Raw genomic sequence first — 20,662 nt, forward strand, 5'->3', positions numbered from 1 at the left:
GGAGCCCGCCATGAGCAACCCGGCGCAAATCACCCCTCCGACCAACGCCCTGCGCCTGAAGGTCGGCGGCGGTTTCGGCATCAACGCCGACGCCATCGCCAAGGCCGAAGAGGCGCTGAAGGCCATGTCGGCCCAGTTCGGCCAGTGGCTGAACGACGAGATCGTCAAGCTGGACCAGGCCCAGGCCGACATCCGCGACCAGGGCTACACGCCCGCCACCGCCGAGGCCCTGTACTTCCGCGCCCACGATCTGAAGGGCCTGGGCACGACCTATGAGTATCCGCTGGTGACCCGGATCGCCGGTTCGCTGTGCAAGATGCTGGACGACGCAGAACGTCGGATGTCGGCGCCCCTTCCGATTTTGGACGCCCATATCGACGCCATTCGCGCCGTGGTCCGCGACCAGATCAAGACCGACGAACACCCCACCGGCCGCGACTTGGCCGAAACGCTGGAGCAGCGGGTCGCCCAGCATCTGGCGGGCTGACCGAAGCCGAAGACCGCAAGTAAAAAGGCCCGCCGTTCGGCGGGCCCTTTGTCGTTGGCGATCAGGCGGCGGTGGCGGCGACGTGGCCGGCGGCGGGCGAATGGTCCAGCCGCTCCATCAGATAGGCCAGGTCGTCGCGCAGCACGTTCGGGCGCTGCGTCAGGAACCGCTCCAGCATCTGTTCGCGGAACAGGGTGCTGGACGTGTCGATCCCCTCGGCCGCCAGCGCCCGCCAGGTGTCCACGCCGGCGCGGAAGGCGGGGAACAGGCGCGGCGGCAGGCCCGCCCGATCATAGATGGCCTTCAGCCCCAGCGGCCCGGCGTCGTGCACCATCAACCAGGCGCGGTGATGGGGCGTATTGGCCAACTCCGCCAGACCATATTCGAACATGGCCATCTGCCCCCGCGCCAGGCCCCGCAGCAGCAGCGAGGCGTTCAGGACCCGCCGCGCATTCAACTGGGTCATGAACGCGCCTAGGTCCGCACTGACGCCCGCCTGATCGACCAGATCGACGGTCGTGCGCTCTCGCGCATACTGGGCCAGGCGGATGGCGGTCTCTGGCGCCACGGCGTGGCGGCTGATCAGATGTTCGCGCACCGTGTCGCTGGCCAGTTGGATCAGCCGCTCGGTGATCTGCAACGGCAAAACCTGGCGATAGGCGACGGCGGTCAACACCTTCGGCGCCTCGACGAACCGCTCCAACAACACGGCCAGCGAGCCTTCAGACAGATCGGCGTTGTCGTTGGCCGCCAGAACCCGCACTGCCTGCTCGCAGCCCTCGCCAGCGAGAACATCGGCGACGTCGCGCGACACCCGCGTCCGACCCGCCACCGCCACCTGGCGCACGACCGATCCGGCGCGCACGATCTCGATCAGGTCCTCGTCGCTGAACGCGGGCGAGGCGGCGATGATCGGCAGGGCGATGCTGTCCAGGTCGCCGGCCAGCTTTCGCGCCACATCGTTGGGGATCAGGTCCGACGCTTTCAGCGTCACCGCCATGGCGCGCCGCACCAGTTCGGCCGCGTCGTTAGCCAGCATCCGCAGAATCTTCTGCGCCGCCGCCCGGTCCTCCTCGCCCAGTTCGGCCCGCTCCATGTTGCGACACAGCTTGTGCGCCGCCTCCGCGCGCTCGTCGTCGTCCGCAGCCTTTATCAGGCGACGAATGTCCACTTCGGTCAGGCGTGCGCGATAGGCGGTCATGGACGGCTCGTCAGGGAATCGGGCGTTGATCCCAAAATGAGACTGCCATGCTTAACGGGCGGTTTACCACCGGTTGAAGTTCACCGACTCAGGTGGATTCCTTGCCCATCGGCGAGAATGCGCCGCCGAAACCGCTGCTTGACGACCCGTCCTGGCCCAGCAGCAGGGCCAGAAGGCCCTGATCCTGTTTCAGCCGATCCAACCGCGCCGCCAACATCTGGTCCTTTTCGCTCAGACTGGGCGTCGAAAAGCGCGTCTCTCCTGCTCCCGCCGCCGGCGCGCCCTCGCCCGCCGTACGCTGAAGATTGGCGTGAACCTCGGCCACAGTCGCCGCGCGTCCATCGCGATAGAAGATGCTGCGGTTCGCGCGCGCCGCCTGGGGAAACAGGGCCGCCGCGCTGCCGCCAGGATTGCGGTCCATCGCCTGCATCAGATCCGCCGCCCCCGCCGGTCCCAGGAAGTGAGCGGCGTAAAGATCGCCCGCCCCCGGCTCCTTGCCGGTGCGCCCGCGCAGATAGGCGGCGTTGGACGCCGTCAGCTCCGCCGCCATGGTCGACGCGGCGTGCGGATCGAACCGCAGGTCCAGCACAACATTGCGCGCCGAACCCTCCACCCGCCAGCGACCGTCCGATCCGCGATGGATCAGGTCGGCGTATTGCCCATAGCCATGCTGGGCGCCGTGTTGCTTGACCGTGCCCAGCCAGGTCTGTTCGATGAATTGAAACAGACCCGCAGCCGATGATGTCGGGGCCTTGGCCGAAGGGTTCATGGCGCTTTCGCGACGCGCGGTCTTGACCATGAAGTCATAGTCCACGCCCACGGCGGAAGAGGCGCGCCTGATGGCCGCCTCCACGCCGCCTGCCGATGGAATCGCTCCGATGCCCATGCGCGCAATGGTCGGCGAACGTGGTTAACCAATCCCTAATCCTTAACGGCGGTGTTAACGGATCGACGTTGGTCGAACGCACACGCCTCGCCGCAAAGCCGCCACAACCTGCGCGCTCAACTTCACCTTACGGGAGCTGCGGGGGCGGCGAACGAGGGAGTTAGGCCATGATGATGCAAACCGCCGGGGGCCCCGGCTTGATCAGCCCCATCGACTTCGGGGAACGCAAGAAACCCATCCCGCGCTGGATGCTGGTCGCCATCGGCGTCTCGGTGGTCCTGCACGTCGCGGCGGGCGTGGTGCTCTACAATCAACGGTTCGAGCTGAGCGGCTTGGCCGAACCGACAGAGCCTGACAAACCTATCGACATCTTCTTCCAACGGCCGCCTGAGCTCAAGCCGCTGCCGCCGACCGTCACGGCGGCCCCGCCGACGCCGATCCACAAACCGACGCTGACGGTGCCGGTCGATGTGCCGACGGTGGCGCTGACCCCGCCCGATAACCCCACGACCACGGCGCCGCCCGGACAGCTGATCGTCAGCACGGCGCCCACGGGCGTCGAGGGCGGCACGGCCACGGTCGAGACCCCGCCCCGCGCGCCCTCGGTGATCAACAACCCGACCTGGGCCAGCCGTCCGTCGGCGGCCCAGATGGCGCGGGCCTATCCCTCTCGCGCGGCCGACAACGGGACGCCGGGTTCCGCCAGCCTTTCGTGCATGGTGCGGGTCGACGGCGGTCTGACCGGCTGTCGCGTCGTGGGCGAAACGCCCAGCGGTCAGGGCTTCGGTCGCGCGGCGCAGAGCCTGACGCGCGACTTCCGCATGAATCCGCGCACCGTTGACGGCCGCCCCGTCGACGGGGCCACGGTCAACTTCACCGTCCGCTTCGCGATGGAGGGCTAGAACCGACCGGGGTCGAGGGCGCGGGCGTGCGGCGACGCCGCCCGCCCCTCGATCGCATCGGCGACCACCTGGCCGACCAGCGGCCCCAGCAGCCAGCCATTGCGGCGCGGCGCCAGGGCCAGGAACAACCCCGGTCCACCTGGCGCCGCGCCCGCCAGCGGCAGACCGTCCGCCGTCGCCCCACGCACGCCGGCGCGCCATTCGATGTCCAGCGGCTCGGGCGTGCGACCCAGAACGCGCCACGCGGCCTGAACCAGCCGCTCGCCCGCCGCCGCGTCCGGCGCCGTGTCACGACGTCCCGGCTCCATCGTCGCACCCACGACCACGCCCGTCCCCATCGGCGCGACATAGGCGCCGGGACCGCGCACCACATGGGCCGCCAACCCCTGCGTCGTTATGCCGATCTGACCGCGAATCGGCTGGATCGCCTCCACCCGTTCGCGCACCGCCCGGGGCAGGCCAGAGACCGCGCGCTCGGCGCCCGTCGCCAGCACCACGGCGTCGGTCAGCAGTTCGCCCCGATCCGTCTGGACACGCCAACCGTTGCCCACGCGCGCGACCGCCTCCACGCTGCCGGTTAAGACAGCATCGCCCAAGACCGCCTTCATCGCGGCCATCGCCTGGTCGGGATCGACCTGATAGTCCTCGTCCGTGACGGCCCGGTCGCCGTTCAACCGCGCCTGGAACCCCAGCGCCCGCATCCGCGCGGCGATCCCCGCCGCATCCGCGCCGCGCCATTCCGCCGATCGCCGCGCCAGAGCGATCCCGGCCGCCTGGGCGAAACCCGGCCACAGATCGCGCGACGCGCGGAACAGGACGGCCCGTTCGGGCGAGGCGTCGTCGATCGCCGCCTCCATCGCCGGCGCGATCATGCCCGCCGCGACCGCCGAGGCGTTCGCTTCGCCGGGATCGACCACCACGACGGACCGCCCGCGCCGATGCAGTTCAAACGCCGTGCACAGGCCCAGCACGCCGGCGCCGACGATCACGATGGAGGAGGAAGACGTCACGGCCCGTTTGATCGACCCGCGACGCCCTCAATGCAAGGGCCGGCGACCTATTCCGCCGCCATCGAGGCCCCTGCAGCCCGGTCGAGCCGCGCGACCAGCGCCGCGTGCTGGCCCCACAAAGCGGCCGGCAGCCGCTCGCCGAACCGCCGATAGAAGTCGGGGATCAGCGCCGCCTCCTCGGCCCACACGCCGGCGTCCACCTCGAGCAGGATGGACAACTGCGCCGGCGTCAGGTCCAGGCCCGACAGGTCCAGCGCCTCGGGCGGCGGCACCCGTCCGACGGCGGTGTCCACGGCCGACGCTTCACCGTCGATCCGTTCCGAAATCCACTTCAGCACGCGCGCATTGTCGCCGAATCCGGGCCAGACGAACCTGCCGTCCTGATCCTTGCGGAACCAGTTGACGAAGAAGATGCGCGGCAGTTTCGCGGGGTCGCGCCCCTGCCCCATCTTCAGCCAGTGAGCGAAATAGTCCCCCATGTTGTAGCCGCAAAAGGGCAGCATGGCGAACGGGTCGCGGCGCAGTTCCCCGACCTTGTTCTCGGCCGCCGCCGTGCCTTCCGACGCCACGGTCGAGCCCATGAAGACCCCGTGCTCCCAGTCGAACGCCTCTGTCACCAGCGGCACCGCGCTGGCCCGACGTCCGCCGAACAGGATGGCGTCGATGGGAACGCCCCTGGGGTCTTCCCACTCCGGCGCAATGGCCGGGCATTGACCGGCCGGCGATGCGAAGCGGGCGTTCGGATGGGCCGCCGGCTCGCCCGAAGCCGGATCGTGCGGCTGACCCTTCCAGTTGGTCAGGCCGTCGGGCGCAGTCTTGGTCATCCCCTCCCACCACACATCGCCATCTTTGGTCAGGGCTGTGTTGGTGAAGATGGTGTTGGACGCCAGGGTCTCCAGCGCATTGTGATTGGTGTCGCGGCTGGTGCCGGGCGCGACGCCAAAGAAGCCTGCCTCCGGGTTCACGGCATACAGCCGCCCGTCATCGCCGAACCGCATCCAGGCGATGTCGTCGCCGATGGTCTCCGCCTTCCAGTCCGACAACGTCGGTTGCAGCATGGCCAGATTGGTCTTGCCGCAGGCCGAGGGGAAGGCGGCGGCGACATATTTGGCGCGTCCCTTGGGATCGGTCAGCTTCAGGATCAGCATATGTTCGGCCAGCCAGCCCTCGTCGCGGGCCATGACCGAGGCGATCCGCAGCGCATAGCATTTCTTGCCCAGCAGGGCGTTGCCGCCATAGCCGGACCCATAGGACCATATCTCCCGCGTCTCGGGGAAGTGCACGATCCATTTGTCGTCGTTGCAGGGCCAAGGCACATCGGCCTGCCCCTCAGCCAGCGGCGCGCCCAGCGTATGAACGGCGGGCACGAACACACCCTTGTCGCCCAGCTGATCCAGCGCAGGCTTGCCCATGCGGGTCATCACCCCCATCGACAGGGCCACATAGCCGCTGTCGGTGATCTCGACGCCCAGGGCGCTGATCTCCGACCCCAGCGGCCCCATGCAGAAGGGCACGACATACAGGGTCCGCCCCACCATGCAGCCGTCGAACAGCCCGTCCAGACGATCGCGCATCTCGACCGGATCCGCCCAGTTATTGGTCGGGCCGGCGTCGGCCTCATTCTCGGAACAGATGAAGGTGCGGCTTTCGACCCGCGCCACGTCGCGCGGGTCTGACGCGGCGGAGTAGCAGCCCGGACGCTTGGTCTGATCCAGCGCCTTCAGCGTGCCCTTGGCCAGCAGGTCGGCGACGATGGCCTGCTTCTCAGCCTCGGACCCGTCGCACCAGTGGATGCGGGCGGGTCGGGTCAGGGCGGCGATCTGCTCGACCCAGGCGATCAGCCCGGCATGATGGGTGGGCGCCGGACGCAATCCGGGCGTGGAGGGAATGGACAATGGACGTCTCCTGAGCAAAGGAGGTCTGGCGATCTGACGCCGCCATGACCCGAAAACACTACGATCACGCACTGTTACAGACGAAATGCGCCGCAGCGGTTTCGCCGTCAAATCGCGCACGAAATGGACGCATCGCCCGGCTTTCTCGGCAAGAAATCGCAGATGATCAAAATCCCCGTCGGGAGTATTCAGGACGTATGAACAGCCTGGATTTCATCGCCGCCCTGCCCGACGGCGCCCTGACCTCGCCGGCCGCGCGGCGCAACGCCCAGGCCATCCTGCGGGTCCTGCGCGCCCATCTGCCGGCCGCTGGATCGGTGCTTGAAGTCGCCTCGGGATCGGGCGAACACGCCGTCGCCTTTTCGTCCGCCCTGCCGGGCCTGCGCTGGACGCCCAGCGACCCCAGCGCCGAGGCGCGCGACAGCATCACCGCCTGGAGCCGCACGGCGGCGCTGCCGAACCTGCAGCCGCCGCTGGCCCTGGACGCGCAGAATCCCGCGACCTGGCCGACGGACACTTTCGACGCCCTCTATTGCGCGAACATGACGCACATCAGCCCCTGGTCGGCGACCGAGGGGCTGATGGATCTGGCCGGCCGAACCCTGCGGCGGCCAGGCGGGCTGCTCATTCTCTACGGCCCCTATCGCGAGGCGGGCGCCGCATTGGCGCCGTCAAACGCCGCCTTCGACGACAGCCTGAAGTCGCGCAATCCCGACTGGGGCCTGCGCGACCGCGACGCTGTCCAGACCCTGGCCCGCGCGCAGGGCCTGGTCGCCACGCTCAGGGTCCAGATGCCGGCCGAGAACCTGATGCTTCTGTTCAGGACCGCCTGATCAGGACAGGGCGGCGACCGCCCTGGACAGGTCCGTGCGTTCGTTCAGCACGGTCGGCTGTCCGCCGCTGAAGATCGCCGCATCGGCCTGGACCGTCGCGCCGAACCGTTCCCCCGTAAGGGCGACGCCGTCCGCAAAGGCGATGATGATCAGGTCGTTGGCGCGCGCCAAGTCGATCAGCGCGCGCACGGCGGCCAGCGACGCCTCGTCGGTCGACCCGCCCGGAACGACCAGCCCTTTCAGGCGCCCTTCTGCGATGTCCTTGGCCGTGGCGGTCGCCAGCACGGTCACCCCGCCCGACACCAGACTGGCCTCGCCGGTCGACATCGGCGCCAGTCCCACGCCCTCGGCCCGCAACGCGCCTTCCACATCGCCCAGCGCGCCAAAGTCCATATTGCGCCGCATCACCAGCCCCATGCGCAGACGGGTCGGAACAGGGCGATTGTAACCGGTGCGGCGGGGTCCAGCGGAAGATTTGTTTTGAGCGTACAAGACGTATCCTTTTTCAGTTTCAATAATGTCTTAGATTCACGGCCTCGGGCGCGCAAATCCTTCACCCATGACGCCAGAAAATAGAAATCGACGGGTTCGACCGGCGTCGTCCCGCACTCTGGCTTATCTGGGGTATGCGGACGGATATAGTGCGGACGCCTTCCGCATCAACCCACGCGCCTGCAAATCGGCCGCTTTCGTTTTCTGAGAATGAAGGCCGGCTTGCCCGCCCAGATGACCGGCTCTAGAGAGCGACATCGACTGGACGACGGAATCGCATGGCCTTCACCCGCACCTATGATGGCGACGAGCCCGTTCGCGTGAACAAATGGCTGGGGCAGACCGGCGTCTGTTCTAGGCGCGAGGCCGACAGTCTTATCGCCAACGGCCTGGTCTCCATCGACGGCGAAACCATCGGCGACGCGGGCCGCAAGATTCAGCCGGGCGAGACCCTGACCCTGAACGACACCGCACAGGCGGCCCTGGCGTCCGGCATGACCCTGGTGCTGCACAAGCCGGTCGGATACGTCTCGGGCCAGCCCGATCCCGGCAAGATCCCCGCCGTGCGCCTATTGAAGACGCCCAACCGCATCGGCGAGGGCGAGACCCCCGCCCGCGACGCCTCCCTGCCCCCCATCGGCCGGCTGGACGAGGACTCTCGCGGCCTTCTGCTCCTGTCGTCCGACGGCGTGGTGGCCAAGGCGGTGATCGGCCCGTCATCCGAGCTGGACAAGGAATATCTGGTCGTCGTCGATGGCCAGATCACCGAGAGCAAACTGGGTCTGCTGCGTCACGGCCTGTCGCTGAACGACAAGCCGCTTAAACCCGCCCGCGTCACCCAGACCGGGCCCCAGGGCCTGCGGTTCATCCTGACCGAAGGCAAGTATCGCCAGATCCGCCGGATGTGCGAACTGGTCGGGCTGGAGGTCGTGGACCTGCACCGCATCCGCATCGGTCCGTTGCTTCTGGGCGACCTGCCCGAGGGTCGCTGGCGCCACCTGACCGATCAGGAACGCACGGCCCTGATCGCCGCCTCTACGGCCTCGGCCTGACGCCCTAATCGAGCGCCCTGAACCACCGATCCAACAGGTCCGCCTCGTCGCGGCGCGCCTGGGTGCGTTCGGCCGCCTCTGCGTCCACGCCCCACTGGTCTTCCTGGAACGCCTCGTCGATCCGCGACAGATCGAAGGCCTCGCCGCCCGCCAGCGCGCCCTGCTCGACCGCCAGCGCCAGCACAGCCGACCCCAGCAAAGGAACGGCCGTCGCGAGGCCCGTCAGGCGGAAGTCATCCAGCGTCAGGGCGTGGGCCTTCACCCGCGCGATAGCCTCGGGCGACTGGGGCCGATGGACGATGCCGCTGGTCGGCTCCAGCACCACACCCATCTCGCGCGCGGCCCAGGCGCGCCACGGCCCCCATTCGCGGTCCTGTCGCTCGACCAGCGCCGTGGGATGCTCGGCCAGGTAACAGACCACGTCCGATCCGGCATAGGCCGCGATCTCGTCGGCCACCGCCTCGCGCGCGCCGCCGATCCGGTCGATGGCGGTAGAGGCCAGCCGGGTCGCCGGCATGGTCGAGGGATCGAGAAACTGCCCTTGCGCCGCCCATTCGTCAGCCGCCATCCTCGCCGCCGCCTCGGTCGGCAGAACCAGCGGCGTCTTGTCCGGCGTCTTGGGCGTGCGGCCATCCAGCAGCACGGCCCAGCCGCCCTCAGTGTGCGCGCCCACGCCCGCCTCGGTCCAGAAGCGGGCGATGCGGTCGGGCGAAAGCTCAACGAAGCGCGGGCGATGCGGGGCGGGCTGGTCGGTCATGGGGGCTCCGTAGAAAATCAGGCCGGCACGACGTCGAACGCCAGCGTCAGGCGCGACGCCTCGCCGCCGAACGGCTGGGTGCCGTGCCACATATAGGAGGGAAACAGCACCAGCGTCCCCGCCTGCGGTCGCACATGATGCTCGGCCGGCAGGTGCGGCAGGCCAGGCGGCGCCCCGAACCGCAGCCAGCCCTCGCGCCCGTCGCCCTCCACCGAGGGCGGAACCTCGATATGACAGGCCGAGGACAGCCACCCGTCCGAATGAATATGATCGGCATGAAACCCATTGGGGCGCAGCCGCACCGACCAGCTGCCCTTGATGCGATAGTCGCCGGTGTTATGCGCCCTCAACGGATCGTCGCCCTGGCCCAGCGCCGCCATATAGGCCCGGATCGGCGCGTCGATGGCGGCGAAGAAGGCGCGGATCGCCGGATCGTCGCTCTGCGCCAGCGGCGCGGCCGTCTGCGATCCGCCACGCAACGACTGACCGACCGGATGGGTCTTCAACCTGTGCAGCCGGTTCAGCGCGGCCGCCAGATCGGTCAGATAGTCCCCAAGGGTCGCCCAACCGTCCGGCGTCGCCAGCCGAAAGGGCCGCACAAAGGCGTCATAGTCATAGAGCTGCGCATAGCGCGCATCGCCCAGCATTCGCCATGCCGTCGCCTGGTGCGCCAGAACGTGCTGGTTCAGCGGCTCCTGGGCCCTGAGCGCCCTGATCGGCTCCAGCGCCGCATCCGGTCGACCGAGCGCCAGCAGGCATTCCGCCTGGGTCGCCATCACCGCCGGCGCGGCCGCCCCTGCCAGCGCCGCCGCCCGGTTCGCATGATCCAGCGCCCGCTGCGGGTCCAGCCCCAGACAGGCCTGCGCCGCCGCCAGCTCGCCCGGCGCGTCCAGCGGCCCAGCGACCAGGGTGCGATACGCCCCCTCGACATCGCCAGCATACTCTAGCAACCGCGCCTTGATCCGGCGCAGCCCCGCATCGCCCGGCGCCGCCGCGATGGCGAGATCCAGCGGCGCGCTGGCGGCCGCAAGGTCTGCGTCACGCATCCAGATCAACTGGCTGAGGTCTCTCAAGACCTCGCCATAACCGGGGCGGCGCGCCAAGGCTTGGCGATAGGCGCCCTCGGCCGGTTCGAACCGGTTCTGGGACTGCAGCGCCCTTGCCAGCACCAGCCAGGTCTCCGGCGCATCCCCGCCCAGCGCCATGGCCTCGCGACAGACCGCCTCCGCCTCGACCGCGCGTCCAAGGTCGCCCAGCGTCGAGGCCAGATTGTGCCGCGCCGGCACGCTGGTGGGACGCGCCGCGATCAACCGTCGCGACAGCGCCAGACTGTCGTCCAGACGCCCGGCTTGCTTGGCCATGTCGGCATGGATGGACAGGGCTTGCCACGGCGCATCCGCCCGCTCCGTCACGGCCGCCAGCACAGCCAGCGCCGCATCCCGCCGACCGACGCGGGCCAGGGCCTGGGCGCGTTCGACCTCGGCCTGGGCGCCGATGGTCACCTGATCCTCTTCACGCCCAGGAAGGGATCGTCCTCGGCCTCGTCTTCCGTGAAGCCAAAGTGGGCGAAACCGGCCTTCATCTCAGGGCTCAACGGCACCGTGACCTTCAGGACGCCGCCGCGCGGGTGGTCCAGCTCGATGCTGCGCGCGTGAAGCTGCAGCTTCAGCGGCCCCGACAGTTCACGTGATTTCTCGTCGCCGTATTTGGGATCGCCCAGGATCGGATGGCCGATCCCCGCCATGTGCGCACGCAGCTGGTGCGTCCGCCCGGTAAAGGGCCTCAGCGCCATCCAGGCCGCGCGTTGGGACGCCCGGCTGATGGTCGAAAACGCCGTCTCTGCCGGTTCGGCGCGCGGGTCCTTGCGTTCGGCCGGGCGCATCATCTCGAAGTCGTTGATGCCGGTCTTCTTCAGCGGCATGTCGATCTGGCCCGAATAGGGTTTCGGATTGCCGATGACGATGGCCCAATAGGTCTTCTTGGCCTGACGCCGCGCGAAGGCCCCCGCCAGACGCTTGGCCGCCTCGGGCCCCTTGCCCAGCAGCAGGACGCCGGAGGTGTCGCGGTCCAGACGGTGGACCAGACGCGGGCGCTCCAGCCCCTCGCCCCAGGCCGACAGCAGACGGTCGACGTGGCGGCTGGTCTTGGTCCCGCCCTGCACCGCCAGGCCGTGCGGCTTGTTGATGGCGATCACCATGTCGTCTTCGTACAGGACCAGCGACTTGGCGAAGGCGATGTCCTTTTCCGACAGCGTATGCGCGTCGCCCGCCTGACGCGAGGTGTCGTCCGGGATCGGCGGCACACGCACGGCGGCCCCGGCGGTCAGGCGGCCTTCGGGCTTTATGCGGGCGCCGTCCACGCGAATCTGGCCGCTACGGGCCATCTTCTGCACCTGAATGTTGGACAAATGCGGCCAGCGTCGGCGGAACCAGCGGTCCAGGCGAATGCCGTCCTCGTCCTCGGCGACGTAGATCGTCAGGACTTCACGCTTTGGGGCGTCGGCTGCGGGCGGCTGGTCGGTCAAGCGGATACTCCAAAGGCGCGGCGGGCGATCATCAGGCCCACGAACAGGGCCGCGATGGCCAGGACGACCGAGCCGACCACATAGGCGGCGGCCAGGCCGATCTGGCGACGCTCGATCATCTGCACCGCCTCCAGCGAATAGGACGAAAAGGTCGTGAACCCGCCCAGCACGCCTACGGCGGCGAACAGGCGCACCGCCTCCTGCTGCGCCGCGCCCCGAAACGCCAGCCAACCGACCAGCAGGCCCATCACAAGGCCGCCCGCAACGTTGGCGGCGAATGTGCCCACCGGCCATCCGGCGTTCGGCGCCCACCGGCCGGCCGCGACGCCCAGCCCATAGCGCGCCACCGAACCGATGGCGCCGCCGGCCGCGACGAGAAGAAAACGTGTCATCGTGCGGCCTTCTATACGCGGTCCGCAGCGAAAGCGATGGTCAGCGCGGGATCGAGCCCTGCACGGAGCGTGCATCATAGGCATAGGGGCTGTTGGGCTTGGCGCCCCGGCCCATGACCACCTCCAGGGTGGTGGAGGTCGGCTGCGGCCCGCTGAAGTTCAGACCGACGCCAACGCCCACGCCCGAGGCGGAATAGCCGCCGTACCGGCTGCTTCCGCCGCCAATGGAGACGCTGGGGCTGACGCCGCCCGCCCCGCCGGCACGGCCGTCTGTCCAGCTTTGCGTCACCTCGAACCAGTCGTAACCCTGTTCGGTCGTCAGATCCGCCGCGCGCACCAGCGCCCAATCGGCCACGCGACCAGCCGCGCCCACGCCGTTGTAGGTCACGCGGTAGCGGTTGCTCTCGATCCTCTGCTCGGAATAGCCCTGCCCGCCCGGTCCGCGTTGGGCTGCATAGGGCGCCAAGCTGGCGCAGGCGGTCAGGGCCAGGGCGGACAGGCCGGTCAGGGCGATGGCGAGGCGCTTCATCAGATAAATCCTTTCAACGACATAGCGTCGCAACCGGGTTGGCGTTCCCTCATAGACGCAGCGCCAGCGCGATCAGGGCCAGGGTCGCAGGAACCGCCTGCACCAGCAGGATCTTCCTGCTGACCGTCGCCGCCCCGTAAAGCCCCGCGACCAGCACGCAGGCCAGGAAGAAGACCTTGATCTGAAAGCCGCCCGCGCCCAGCCACAGCCCCCACGCCAGACCGGCGACCAGAAAACCGTTGTAGAGGCCCTGATTGGCGGCCAGCACCTTGGTCAGTTCGGCTTTTTCCACGCTCATGCCAAAGGCGTTGCGCCCGCGCGGGCTGGTCCACAGCGCCATCTCCAGCACCACGATATAGGCGTGGATCAGCGCGACGATGACGATCAGCACGGTCGCGATCACAGGCGGCCCTCTGGGTTCGACCGATCTTATAGACCCAGGGCGGTCCGCAGGGTGTGGAAATCTTCAGGCGGCGCGGCCTCGACCGTCGTCGTCCCGCCCTCGGGATGCGGAAAGCTCAGCTTGGCGGCGTGCAGCATCAGGCGCGGCGCGGCCCCGACCGGCGTGGTCAGGGCGCCGCCATACCGCACATCGCCGATCAGCGGCCGGCCCAGATGCGCCATATGCACCCGCAACTGGTGCATCCGTCCGGTCAGCGGCTCAAGTTCCACCACCGCTCCGTGATCGCTGGCGGCCAGGGTGCGGTACCGGCTCTGCGACCCTTGCGCGCCCGGCGCGTCGAAGGCGACGACCCGCATATAGGATTCACGTCCGATTTCTTCGCGGCGCAGCGGCGCATCGACCGTGCCGGCTTTCGGTTCCGGCGCCGCCGACAGCAGGGCCAGATACGACTTCCTGAACCGCCGCATCTGCAACGCCTTGCCCAGAAAGCTCGCCGCCGGCTTGGTCTTGGCCGCCAGGATCACGCCCGAGGTGTCGCGATCCAGCCGATGCACCAGTTCCGGCCGCTTGCCGTTCGACCGCGCGAACGCCCACAACAGATCGTCCAGCGTATGCGCCTTGATCCGCCCCCCCTGGCTGGACAGGCCGCTGGGCTTGGAAAAGGCGATGACGTGCGCATCTTCGTGGATCACCCACGAACGGACGGCGGCGATTTCGTCGTCGGACAGGGCGACGGGCTGGCGGTCGGTCATCCGGGGCTTCTAGAGGTCAGTCGCCCGCCGCGTCCACAGCGCCGTCCACCGCCATCCTCGCCCGCATAGCGGCCCAGCGTTCCAGCCGCAGCTTTACCTTCTCCTCATGCCCCTCGCCCTTGGGCTTGTAGAAGGTGCGGCGCTCCATCTCGTCGGGGAAGAAGTTGGCGCCTGAGAAACCCTCGGGCGTGTCCGGGTCGTACTGATAGCCCTTGCCGTAGCCCAACGACTTCATCAGCTTGGTCGGGGCATTGCGGATATGGGCGGGCGGCATCAGAGAGCCGGTCTCATAGGCCGCCTTCTTGGCCGCCTTGAACGCCTCATACACCCCCACCGACTTGGGCGCCGTGGCCAGATGGACCACCGCCTGGGCCAGGGCCAGTTCGCCCTCGGGACTGCCCAGAAAGTCGTAGGTGTCCTTGGCCGCATTGGCGACCAGGATCGACAGAGGGTCCGCCTCGCCGATGTCCTCCACCGCCATCCGCACGATCCGCCGCGCCAGATACAGCGGATCCTCGCCCCCGTTCAGCATCCGCGCCAACCAGTACAGCGCCGCATCCGGGTCCGACCCCCGTACCGATTTATGCAGGGCGGATATAAGGTTATAGTGTTCTTCTCGACTCTTGTCATAGGCGGGGGCCCGCCGTTGCAGAACGCCCGCCAGCCCCTGCACGTCCAGCCTTTCGCCTAGCGGCAGGTCGAACAGCACCTCCGACATGGTCAGCAGATACCGCCCATCTCCGTCGGCTAGGGCCAGCATCGCCTGACGCGCTTCGGCCGTCAGCGGCAAGGTTCGGTCCATATGCGCCTCGGCCCGGCTCAGCAGTTGATCCAGCGCCGCATCGTCCAGCCGTTTAAGCACATAGACCTGGCTGCGCGACAGCAAGGCCCCGTTCAGCTCGAAACTAGGGTTCTCGGTCGTGGCGCCGACCAGCGTCACAACCCCCGCCTCGACGAAGGGCAGGAAGCCGTCCTGCTGGGCGCGGTTGAAGCGATGGATTTCGTCCACGAACAGCAAGGTCGATTGCCCCGCCGCCCGACGCATCCGCGCCGCCTCGAACGCCTTCTTCAGGTCCGCGACGCCCGAAAACACCGCGCTGATCGCCTGATATTCATAGCCCGCCGCCTGGGCCAGCAGCCTGGCGATGGTGGTCTTGCCGGTCCCCGGCGGCCCCCACAGGATCATCGAGCCCAGACGTCCAGCCTCAATCATACGCCGGATCGGGCCGCCGGGGCCGAGCAGATGATCCTGTCCCACCACCTCGTCCAGCGTGCGCGGGCGCAGGCGGTCGGCCAGCGGGGCGTCGGGGGGCAAAATGCCGGAGGCTTCGAAAAGATCGCTCATGAGTGCGACCTATGTAGGCGTTCGCCAAAGGCTTTTCACGCGCTAGTATGGCGCCCTGCCACGGAGACCGCCTTGATGACCGACGCCAACCCCGCCCAGGGCCCGACTTCCGGCGTGACGCCCCACCTCACCATCCCGTCGCGCGGGGCCTCAGCGGCGGTCGATTTCTACATCATCGCCTTCGGCGCAGAGGTGCTGCACCGCAGGCTGGCCGACGACGGCGAGCGGCTGATCCACGCCCATCTTCTGATCAATGGCGCCAGCGTCATGCTGGCCGACGAATTCCCGGAACACACTGGCCAGTCCAATATCCGCCCCGTCGGCGTCAGCCTGCATCTTCGGGTCGCTGATCCCGACGTTTGGTGGACCCGCGCCATGGTGGTGGGCGGCGCCGAGCCGGTTGTGGACATGGCCGACCAGGTCTGGGGCGACCGCTACGGCCAGCTCCGCGACCCCTTCGGCCACACCTGGTCCATCGGCGGGCCGACGAAGGGCTGAGACGAGCCTAGTTGCACACTACTGTGTTAGAGCGGGCGACGTTCTGACGCCGAAGGGCGCGTCGACGGGATTCGCCCAACCACTCGCCGCGTCGGTCGATCTGGTATTCCACAATGGTGTTCGGCAGGCAGGACCTGGCCATCGTTTCCTCGACAAGCCAGGCTTTGGTGTTGGCGTCGAAGTCTGCCCAGGCTCCATCTAGCCGTTCGACCGCAGTCGAGCCAGCCTCGCGATACAACAGCCATCCGGGATTGATCCCGTTCCGATTCATGAAGGCTCGCTGTTGTGCGGCTATGGCCTCCAGATCGACGCCAGAGTCCGCCATGCCGTTCGCGGCGGCTTGGGTCCGCGAGATCAGACTGGGATCGATACCACCATGGATCACGATGACCGCGCCGGGCTCGACAATCAGTCGCCTAGCTAGCGGCAGAAGGTAGTTGGCGCAGGACGAGTTGCACTCGCCCACAACCCGCATCGTCAGCCCCCGCCGTTCGAACCGCTCGGCGATGCGCATCGCCTCACCGGCCGACCCGCCGCGACTGGTCAGCACCAGTTCGGTCGTGGTCGGCACAAGAGCTCGCTCGACACAGGTTGCCAAATCCGCATCAATCAGACCCGAGATAACGAAGGTCGACGGAGTGAGTTGACGACAAGGTCCGCTCCGCTCATTAGCTGCCGCTGGCCCCACCGCAGCAAAAATAATCAATGCCAGCAGCCCGGTACAGGCCAGCCATTCTGTATGGTTCACAATCATCAGCCGTCCGAGGTCGTTCAACAAGGATGACCTGAGCGAGCGTAATGTCAATCCAAGGTAACCATCGAGCGACTGATGGCAAGCAGCCTTCCTTATCTCATCACGCCGCGCACCTGACGCCCGCCCCGGTTGATGACGACCTCCCAAGGGCCAGGTCCCGCCCCTGCGGCTTCGATGTCGCGGGCCGAGGCGATGGCGCGGCCGTTGATGCTGACGATCAGGTCGTTCTGACGGAAGCCTGTCAGTCCTTATTACGGGCTTTCGCCGCGTCTCGATTTTCGACCGACACCTTTTCGATCTTCGTCATCTGGTGATCCATCAAACTAACGGGGCGGATGACGCAACCTCGCTGGGCAAGCCACGACGCCAATTTCCAGGCGGCGATAAGGACGGCGGCAAGGCCGAGCGTTCCGATGAAAAGTCCGACGGTTGTTGGCTCACTCATGGGTTACAATCACCACAATCGAATACTGTGTCCAACCCTATCTCAGCACGCCGCGCACCTGACGCCCGCCGCGGTTGATGACGACCTCCCAAGGGCCACGTCCCGCCCCTGCGGCTTCGATGTCGCGGGCCGAGGCGATGGCGCGGCCGTTGATGCTGACGATCAGGTCGTTCTGACGGAAGCCTGCACGCGCGGCGTAACCGCGACCGGACACGCCTGTGACGATCACCCCCGTCGCGAAGGGATCGCCGCCCAGCCGGTCGGCCAGGGCCGGGTTCAGGGCCACGACCTCGGCGCCCGCGAACGGACCGGACGCGATGATCACGCCGCCGTTGGGATCAGCGTCGCCCGGCAGAGGCTGGACCCGCGCGTTCAGCGTCTGGGCCCGACCATCACGCAGGATGGCGACCTGCACCTGATCGTTGGGATTGCGAGAGCCGACGCGGTAATTCAGCCCGCCCTGGTCGTTGATCTCCTGACCATCGACGGCGGTGATGACGTCGCCCTGGCGCAGGCCCGCGCGCGCGGCGGGCCCGTTGGCGTAGACATCGGTCACCACAATCCCTTGCGGCCGGCTCAGACCCAGGCTGCCGGCGATGTCGCCGGTGACGGTGTCGCCCTTCACGCCCAGCCAAGGGCGCACCACCTGTTTGGCGCCGCCCAGCGCCGAATCCACGACCCGCTTCACCATCGCCGCAGGCACGGCGAAACCGACGCCCGCCGACGAACCCGAACGCGAGAAGATGGCGGTGTTGATGCCGATCAGATCGCCGTCCATGTCCACCAGCGCCCCGCCTGAATTGCCGGGATTGATGGCCGCATCGGTCTGGATGAAGGAGCCGCTGTCGGAAATGCCGGTCTCTGTCCGGTTAAGGGCCGAGATGATGCCGTTGGTCACCGTCTGGCCCACGCCGAACGGGTTGCCGATCGCCAGAACCAGATCGCCGACCTGCTGTTCTTCCTTGTCGTCGATGGCCAGCACCGGCAGGCGCTCGCCCACATTCTCCAGCCGCAGCACGGCGATGTCGCTACGCTCGTCCGCCAGGATAACGGTGGCGGGGAACTCGCGCCGGTCGTTCAGCACGACCTTGATCTGCTGGGCGCCCTGGATGACGTGGTTGTTGGTGACGACGATTCCGTCCGAACGCACGATAACGCCCGACCCAACGGATTCCGCCACCCGCGCCTGGGGAACCCCGCCGCCGAACAATTGCCAGAACGGATCGGCCTGCACCCGCTGCACGCTGCGCGCCGAGATGTTGACCACCGCCGGCGCCGCCGAGCGGACCACGGGGGCGAAGCTGGACTTCATACCCCCGGCGTCGCTGGGCACGTTTCGCGTCGGCTGGGCGAATTCGCCCTCCTGCGCCTTGGACGGTTGAGGGTTGCCACAGGCCGACAGGGCCAGTGTGGCGGCGAGCACGATCGATCGGGTCTTCATGGTCATCCGAGAAAGGTCAGGCGGTCAGCCGCGCCATTCCGCACCCGGTTTCGGGCTGGATCAAGGCGCGCCATCAGCAGAACGGTCAAGCTGTCGAGGCGTTCCCCGCCGGTCGAACGCCAGATGGCGCGAATCCCCCGCGCGCCCTATCTTCGCCTGCTCATGCCCATCCGTCGCCTTTCCCCCGAAACCGTCAACCGCATCGCCGCCGGCGAGGTGGTCGAGCGGCCGGCCAGCGCCATCAAGGAGCTGGTCGAGAACGCCCTGGATGCGGGCGGCCGCAATATCGAGATTCAGGCGGACGGCGGGGGCCTGTCGCGCATCCTGATCGCCGACGACGGCAAGGGCATTCCGCGCGAGGAACTGCCTCTGGCCATCGAGCGCCACGCCACCTCCAAGCTGGAGCCGGACGACGCGGGCGACGTGGACCTGCTGCGTATCCACACCCTGGGCTTCCGGGGCGAGGCCCTGCCCTCCATCGGCTCGGTCGCCCGTCTGTCCATCACCACCCGGTCCCGTGACGAGACCGACGCCTGGGCCATCACGGTCGAGGGCGGCGAGACCCGTCCCCTGGCCCCCGCCCCCTTCCCCGGCCCGCACGGCGCGCGGGTCGAGGTGCGCGACCTCTTCTACGCCACCCCCGCCCGGCTAAAGTTCATGAAGTCCGAACGGGCCGAGGCCATGGCCATTTCGGAAGAGATCAAGCGTCAGGCCATGGCGCATGAGGCCGTCGCCTTCACCCTGTCGCTGGACGGCAAGACCACCCTGCGCCTGCCCGCCGAACATCCCGGCGATGAAGGCCGGCTGAAGCGCCTGTCCGTCCTCCTGGGCCGCGACTTCGAGGCCAACGCCCTGCTGATCGATCAGGAGCGGGACGGCGTGCGCCTGTCGGGCTACGCCGGCCTGCCCACCTATTCGCGCGGGAATGCCGCGCATCAGTATCTTTTCGTCAACGGCCGCCCGGTGAAGGATCGCCTGGTGCAAGGGGCCCTGCGCGGCGCCTACGCCGACTTCCTGGCGCGCGACCGCCATCCGGCCGCCGTTCTGTTTCTCGACATCGATCCGCTCTATGTCGACGTCAACGTCCACCCCGCCAAGGCCGAGGTCCGGTTTCGCGACCCGGCCCTGGTGCGCGGCCTGATCGTCGGCGCCCTGCGCCACGCGCTCCACGCCGCCGGCCACCGCGCCTCCACCACAGTCGCCGCCGACGCCCTCTCGGGCTTCCAGCCCCATACCGGCGTCGCATCCGGCCCAGCCTACAGCCCCAGCGCCCGCTCGGCGCAGGGTTTCAGCGGCTGGACCGGCTGGTCCCAGCCCGCCGCCGCCGCCCAGGTCCTGCCCGGCCTGAACGAACGCAGCGCCCGCCTCGAACCCAGTTGGGACGGTCCGTCATGGCCTCAGCCTTCAGCCGAACACGACGGGTCCACTCACGACTCACGGCTCACGGCTCACCCTTCGCCCCAAGACCCCCTCGACTATCCGCTGGGCGCAGCGCGAGGACAGCTTCACGCCAACTATATCGTCGCCCAGACCCGCGACGGTCTGGTCATCGTGGACCAGCACGCCGCGCACGAGCGGCTGGTCTATGAGCGGATGAAGGCCCAGATGGCCGAAGGCGCCGTGACCCGGCAGGCCCTGCTGACGCCTGAGGTGGTCGATCTGGACCCCGCCGAGGCCGAGCGCGTCGCCTCGCGCGCCGAGGAACTGGCCGAGATGGGCCTGATCGTCGAGGCCTTCGGCGCCGGGGCCGTCCTGGTGCGCGAAACCCCGGCCATGCTGGGCGATACCGACGTCCAGGGCCTGATCCGCGACATCGCCGACGATCTGTCCGAACACGGCCAGGCCCTGTCGCTCAAGGAAAGGCTCGCCGCCATCTGCGGCACCATGGCCTGCCACGGCAGCGTTCGCTCGGGCCGCGTCCTCTCGGCCCCCGAGATGAACGCCCTGCTCCGCCAGATGGAAGCCACCCCCCACTCCGGCCAATGCAACCACGGCCGCCCCACCTATGTGGAGCTGAAACTGCACGATCTGGAGAAGCTGTTCGGACGGCGGTGAGTGATGAAA

At 68.2% G+C, this 20,662-nt stretch carries 22 protein-coding genes; 6 read left to right on the forward strand and 16 right to left on the reverse strand.

From position 1 onward, the window contains the following. Positions 1-10 precede the first annotated feature (10 nt). Positions 11-487 carry an Hpt domain-containing protein gene (locus tag KZX42_RS03380; RefSeq protein WP_248117088.1) on the forward strand — a complete coding sequence of 159 codons (477 nt, stop codon included), beginning with the start codon at positions 11-13 and terminating at the stop codon, positions 485-487. A 61-nt stretch (positions 488-548) separates the two neighbouring features. Here KZX42_RS03380 and KZX42_RS03385 read toward each other — a convergent pair whose 3' ends face one another. Both KZX42_RS03385 and KZX42_RS03390 read right to left on the reverse strand, forming a co-directional pair. Continuing rightward, positions 549-1,688, reverse strand: a complete 1,140-nt coding sequence (locus tag KZX42_RS03385) for a DUF2336 domain-containing protein (RefSeq protein WP_248117090.1) — start codon at positions 1,686-1,688, stop codon at positions 549-551. An 88-nt stretch (positions 1,689-1,776) separates the two neighbouring features. Further along, a complete protein-coding gene (locus KZX42_RS03390) occupies positions 1,777-2,574 on the reverse strand; it encodes a transglycosylase SLT domain-containing protein (RefSeq protein ID WP_248117092.1) in 798 nt (265 codons plus the stop codon). A gap of 167 nt (positions 2,575-2,741) precedes the next feature. On the opposite strand from KZX42_RS03390, the gene KZX42_RS03395 reads away from it, so the two are divergent. After that, positions 2,742-3,476 carry a TonB family protein gene (locus tag KZX42_RS03395; RefSeq protein ID WP_248117093.1) on the forward strand — a complete coding sequence of 245 codons (735 nt, stop codon included), beginning with the start codon at positions 2,742-2,744 and terminating at the stop codon, positions 3,474-3,476. Here KZX42_RS03395 and KZX42_RS03400 read toward each other — a convergent pair. Both KZX42_RS03400 and KZX42_RS03405 read right to left on the reverse strand, forming a co-directional pair. After that, positions 3,473-4,486 (reverse strand): FAD-binding oxidoreductase, encoded by a 1,014-nt coding sequence (locus tag KZX42_RS03400; RefSeq protein ID WP_248117095.1) that lies wholly within the window; start codon positions 4,484-4,486, stop codon positions 3,473-3,475. The genes KZX42_RS03395 and KZX42_RS03400 overlap by 4 nt on opposite strands. Before the next feature lie 47 nt (positions 4,487-4,533). After that, complete coding sequence (locus KZX42_RS03405; RefSeq protein ID WP_248117097.1) at positions 4,534-6,381, reverse strand: phosphoenolpyruvate carboxykinase (GTP); 1,848 nt, start codon at positions 6,379-6,381, stop codon at positions 4,534-4,536. A gap of 197 nt (positions 6,382-6,578) precedes the next feature. Here KZX42_RS03405 and KZX42_RS03410 point away from each other — a divergent pair, with 197 nt between their 5' ends. Further along, complete coding sequence (locus tag KZX42_RS03410; protein WP_248117099.1) at positions 6,579-7,214, forward strand: DUF938 domain-containing protein; 636 nt, start codon at positions 6,579-6,581, stop codon at positions 7,212-7,214. On the opposite strand, the gene KZX42_RS03415 is transcribed toward KZX42_RS03410, so the two are convergent. Continuing rightward, positions 7,215-7,706 (reverse strand): hypothetical protein, encoded by a 492-nt coding sequence (locus KZX42_RS03415; protein ID WP_248117100.1) that lies wholly within the window; start codon positions 7,704-7,706, stop codon positions 7,215-7,217. A gap of 278 nt (positions 7,707-7,984) precedes the next feature. Here KZX42_RS03415 and KZX42_RS03420 point away from each other — a divergent pair, with 278 nt between their 5' ends. After that, a complete protein-coding gene (locus KZX42_RS03420) occupies positions 7,985-8,758 on the forward strand; it encodes a pseudouridine synthase (protein WP_248117102.1) in 774 nt (257 codons plus the stop codon). Between the two features lie 4 nt (positions 8,759-8,762). Here KZX42_RS03420 and KZX42_RS03425 read toward each other — a convergent pair whose 3' ends face one another. The 8 genes from KZX42_RS03425 to KZX42_RS03465 are packed head-to-tail and all read right to left on the reverse strand — an operon-like array spanning position 8,763 to position 15,460. Then, positions 8,763-9,515, reverse strand: a complete 753-nt coding sequence (locus KZX42_RS03425; RefSeq protein WP_248117104.1) for an ATP12 family protein — start codon at positions 9,513-9,515, stop codon at positions 8,763-8,765. Positions 9,516-9,532: 17 nt separating this feature from the next. Next, the gene (locus KZX42_RS17200) at positions 9,533-11,017 is read right to left on the reverse strand and encodes a putative 2OG-Fe(II) oxygenase (protein ID WP_292048266.1); all 1,485 of its coding nucleotides are present in this window, start codon (positions 11,015-11,017) and stop codon (positions 9,533-9,535) included. Continuing rightward, positions 11,014-12,039, reverse strand: coding sequence for an RluA family pseudouridine synthase (locus tag KZX42_RS03440; protein ID WP_248117106.1), 1,026 nt, complete (start codon positions 12,037-12,039; stop codon positions 11,014-11,016). The genes KZX42_RS17200 and KZX42_RS03440 overlap by 4 nt, the downstream gene beginning before the upstream one ends. Further along, on the reverse strand, positions 12,036-12,431 hold the full coding sequence (crcB, locus tag KZX42_RS03445; protein ID WP_248117108.1) for a fluoride efflux transporter CrcB: 396 nt from the start codon (positions 12,429-12,431) through the stop codon (positions 12,036-12,038). The genes KZX42_RS03440 and crcB overlap by 4 nt, the downstream gene beginning before the upstream one ends. 40 nt (positions 12,432-12,471) lie before the next feature. Then, positions 12,472-12,960 (reverse strand): hypothetical protein, encoded by a 489-nt coding sequence (locus KZX42_RS03450; protein ID WP_248117110.1) that lies wholly within the window; start codon positions 12,958-12,960, stop codon positions 12,472-12,474. A gap of 49 nt (positions 12,961-13,009) precedes the next feature. After that, a complete protein-coding gene (locus KZX42_RS03455) occupies positions 13,010-13,363 on the reverse strand; it encodes a DUF1304 domain-containing protein (RefSeq protein WP_248117112.1) in 354 nt (117 codons plus the stop codon). 26 nt (positions 13,364-13,389) lie between these two features. After that, the gene (locus tag KZX42_RS03460) at positions 13,390-14,115 is read right to left on the reverse strand and encodes an RluA family pseudouridine synthase (RefSeq protein WP_248117114.1); all 726 of its coding nucleotides are present in this window, start codon (positions 14,113-14,115) and stop codon (positions 13,390-13,392) included. A 16-nt stretch (positions 14,116-14,131) separates the two neighbouring features. Then, complete coding sequence (locus tag KZX42_RS03465) at positions 14,132-15,460, reverse strand: replication-associated recombination protein A (RefSeq protein WP_248117116.1); 1,329 nt, start codon at positions 15,458-15,460, stop codon at positions 14,132-14,134. A gap of 75 nt (positions 15,461-15,535) precedes the next feature. On the opposite strand from KZX42_RS03465, the gene KZX42_RS03470 reads away from it, so the two are divergent. Continuing rightward, positions 15,536-15,958 carry a VOC family protein gene (locus KZX42_RS03470; RefSeq protein WP_248117118.1) on the forward strand — a complete coding sequence of 141 codons (423 nt, stop codon included), beginning with the start codon at positions 15,536-15,538 and terminating at the stop codon, positions 15,956-15,958. A gap of 7 nt (positions 15,959-15,965) precedes the next feature. On the opposite strand, the gene KZX42_RS03475 is transcribed toward KZX42_RS03470, so the two are convergent. The 3 genes from KZX42_RS03475 to KZX42_RS03485 form a co-directional block, all read right to left on the reverse strand. Beyond that, positions 15,966-16,733 (reverse strand): hypothetical protein, encoded by a 768-nt coding sequence (locus KZX42_RS03475; protein WP_248117120.1) that lies wholly within the window; start codon positions 16,731-16,733, stop codon positions 15,966-15,968. A 220-nt stretch (positions 16,734-16,953) separates the two neighbouring features. Further along, positions 16,954-17,157, reverse strand: coding sequence for a hypothetical protein (locus KZX42_RS03480; RefSeq protein WP_248117122.1), 204 nt, complete (start codon positions 17,155-17,157; stop codon positions 16,954-16,956). A gap of 37 nt (positions 17,158-17,194) precedes the next feature. Next, positions 17,195-18,598 (reverse strand): Do family serine endopeptidase, encoded by a 1,404-nt coding sequence (locus tag KZX42_RS03485; RefSeq protein WP_248117124.1) that lies wholly within the window; start codon positions 18,596-18,598, stop codon positions 17,195-17,197. A gap of 162 nt (positions 18,599-18,760) precedes the next feature. Between KZX42_RS03485 and mutL the strand changes: the two genes are divergently transcribed. Next, positions 18,761-20,653 carry a DNA mismatch repair endonuclease MutL gene (gene mutL / locus KZX42_RS03490; RefSeq protein WP_248117273.1) on the forward strand — a complete coding sequence of 631 codons (1,893 nt, stop codon included), beginning with the start codon at positions 18,761-18,763 and terminating at the stop codon, positions 20,651-20,653. Positions 20,654-20,662: the final 9 nt, after the last annotated feature.

This window comes from Brevundimonas sp. EYE_349 (assembly GCF_023147505.1).
In the GTDB taxonomy this organism is placed as follows: Bacteria; Pseudomonadota; Alphaproteobacteria; order Caulobacterales; family Caulobacteraceae; genus Brevundimonas.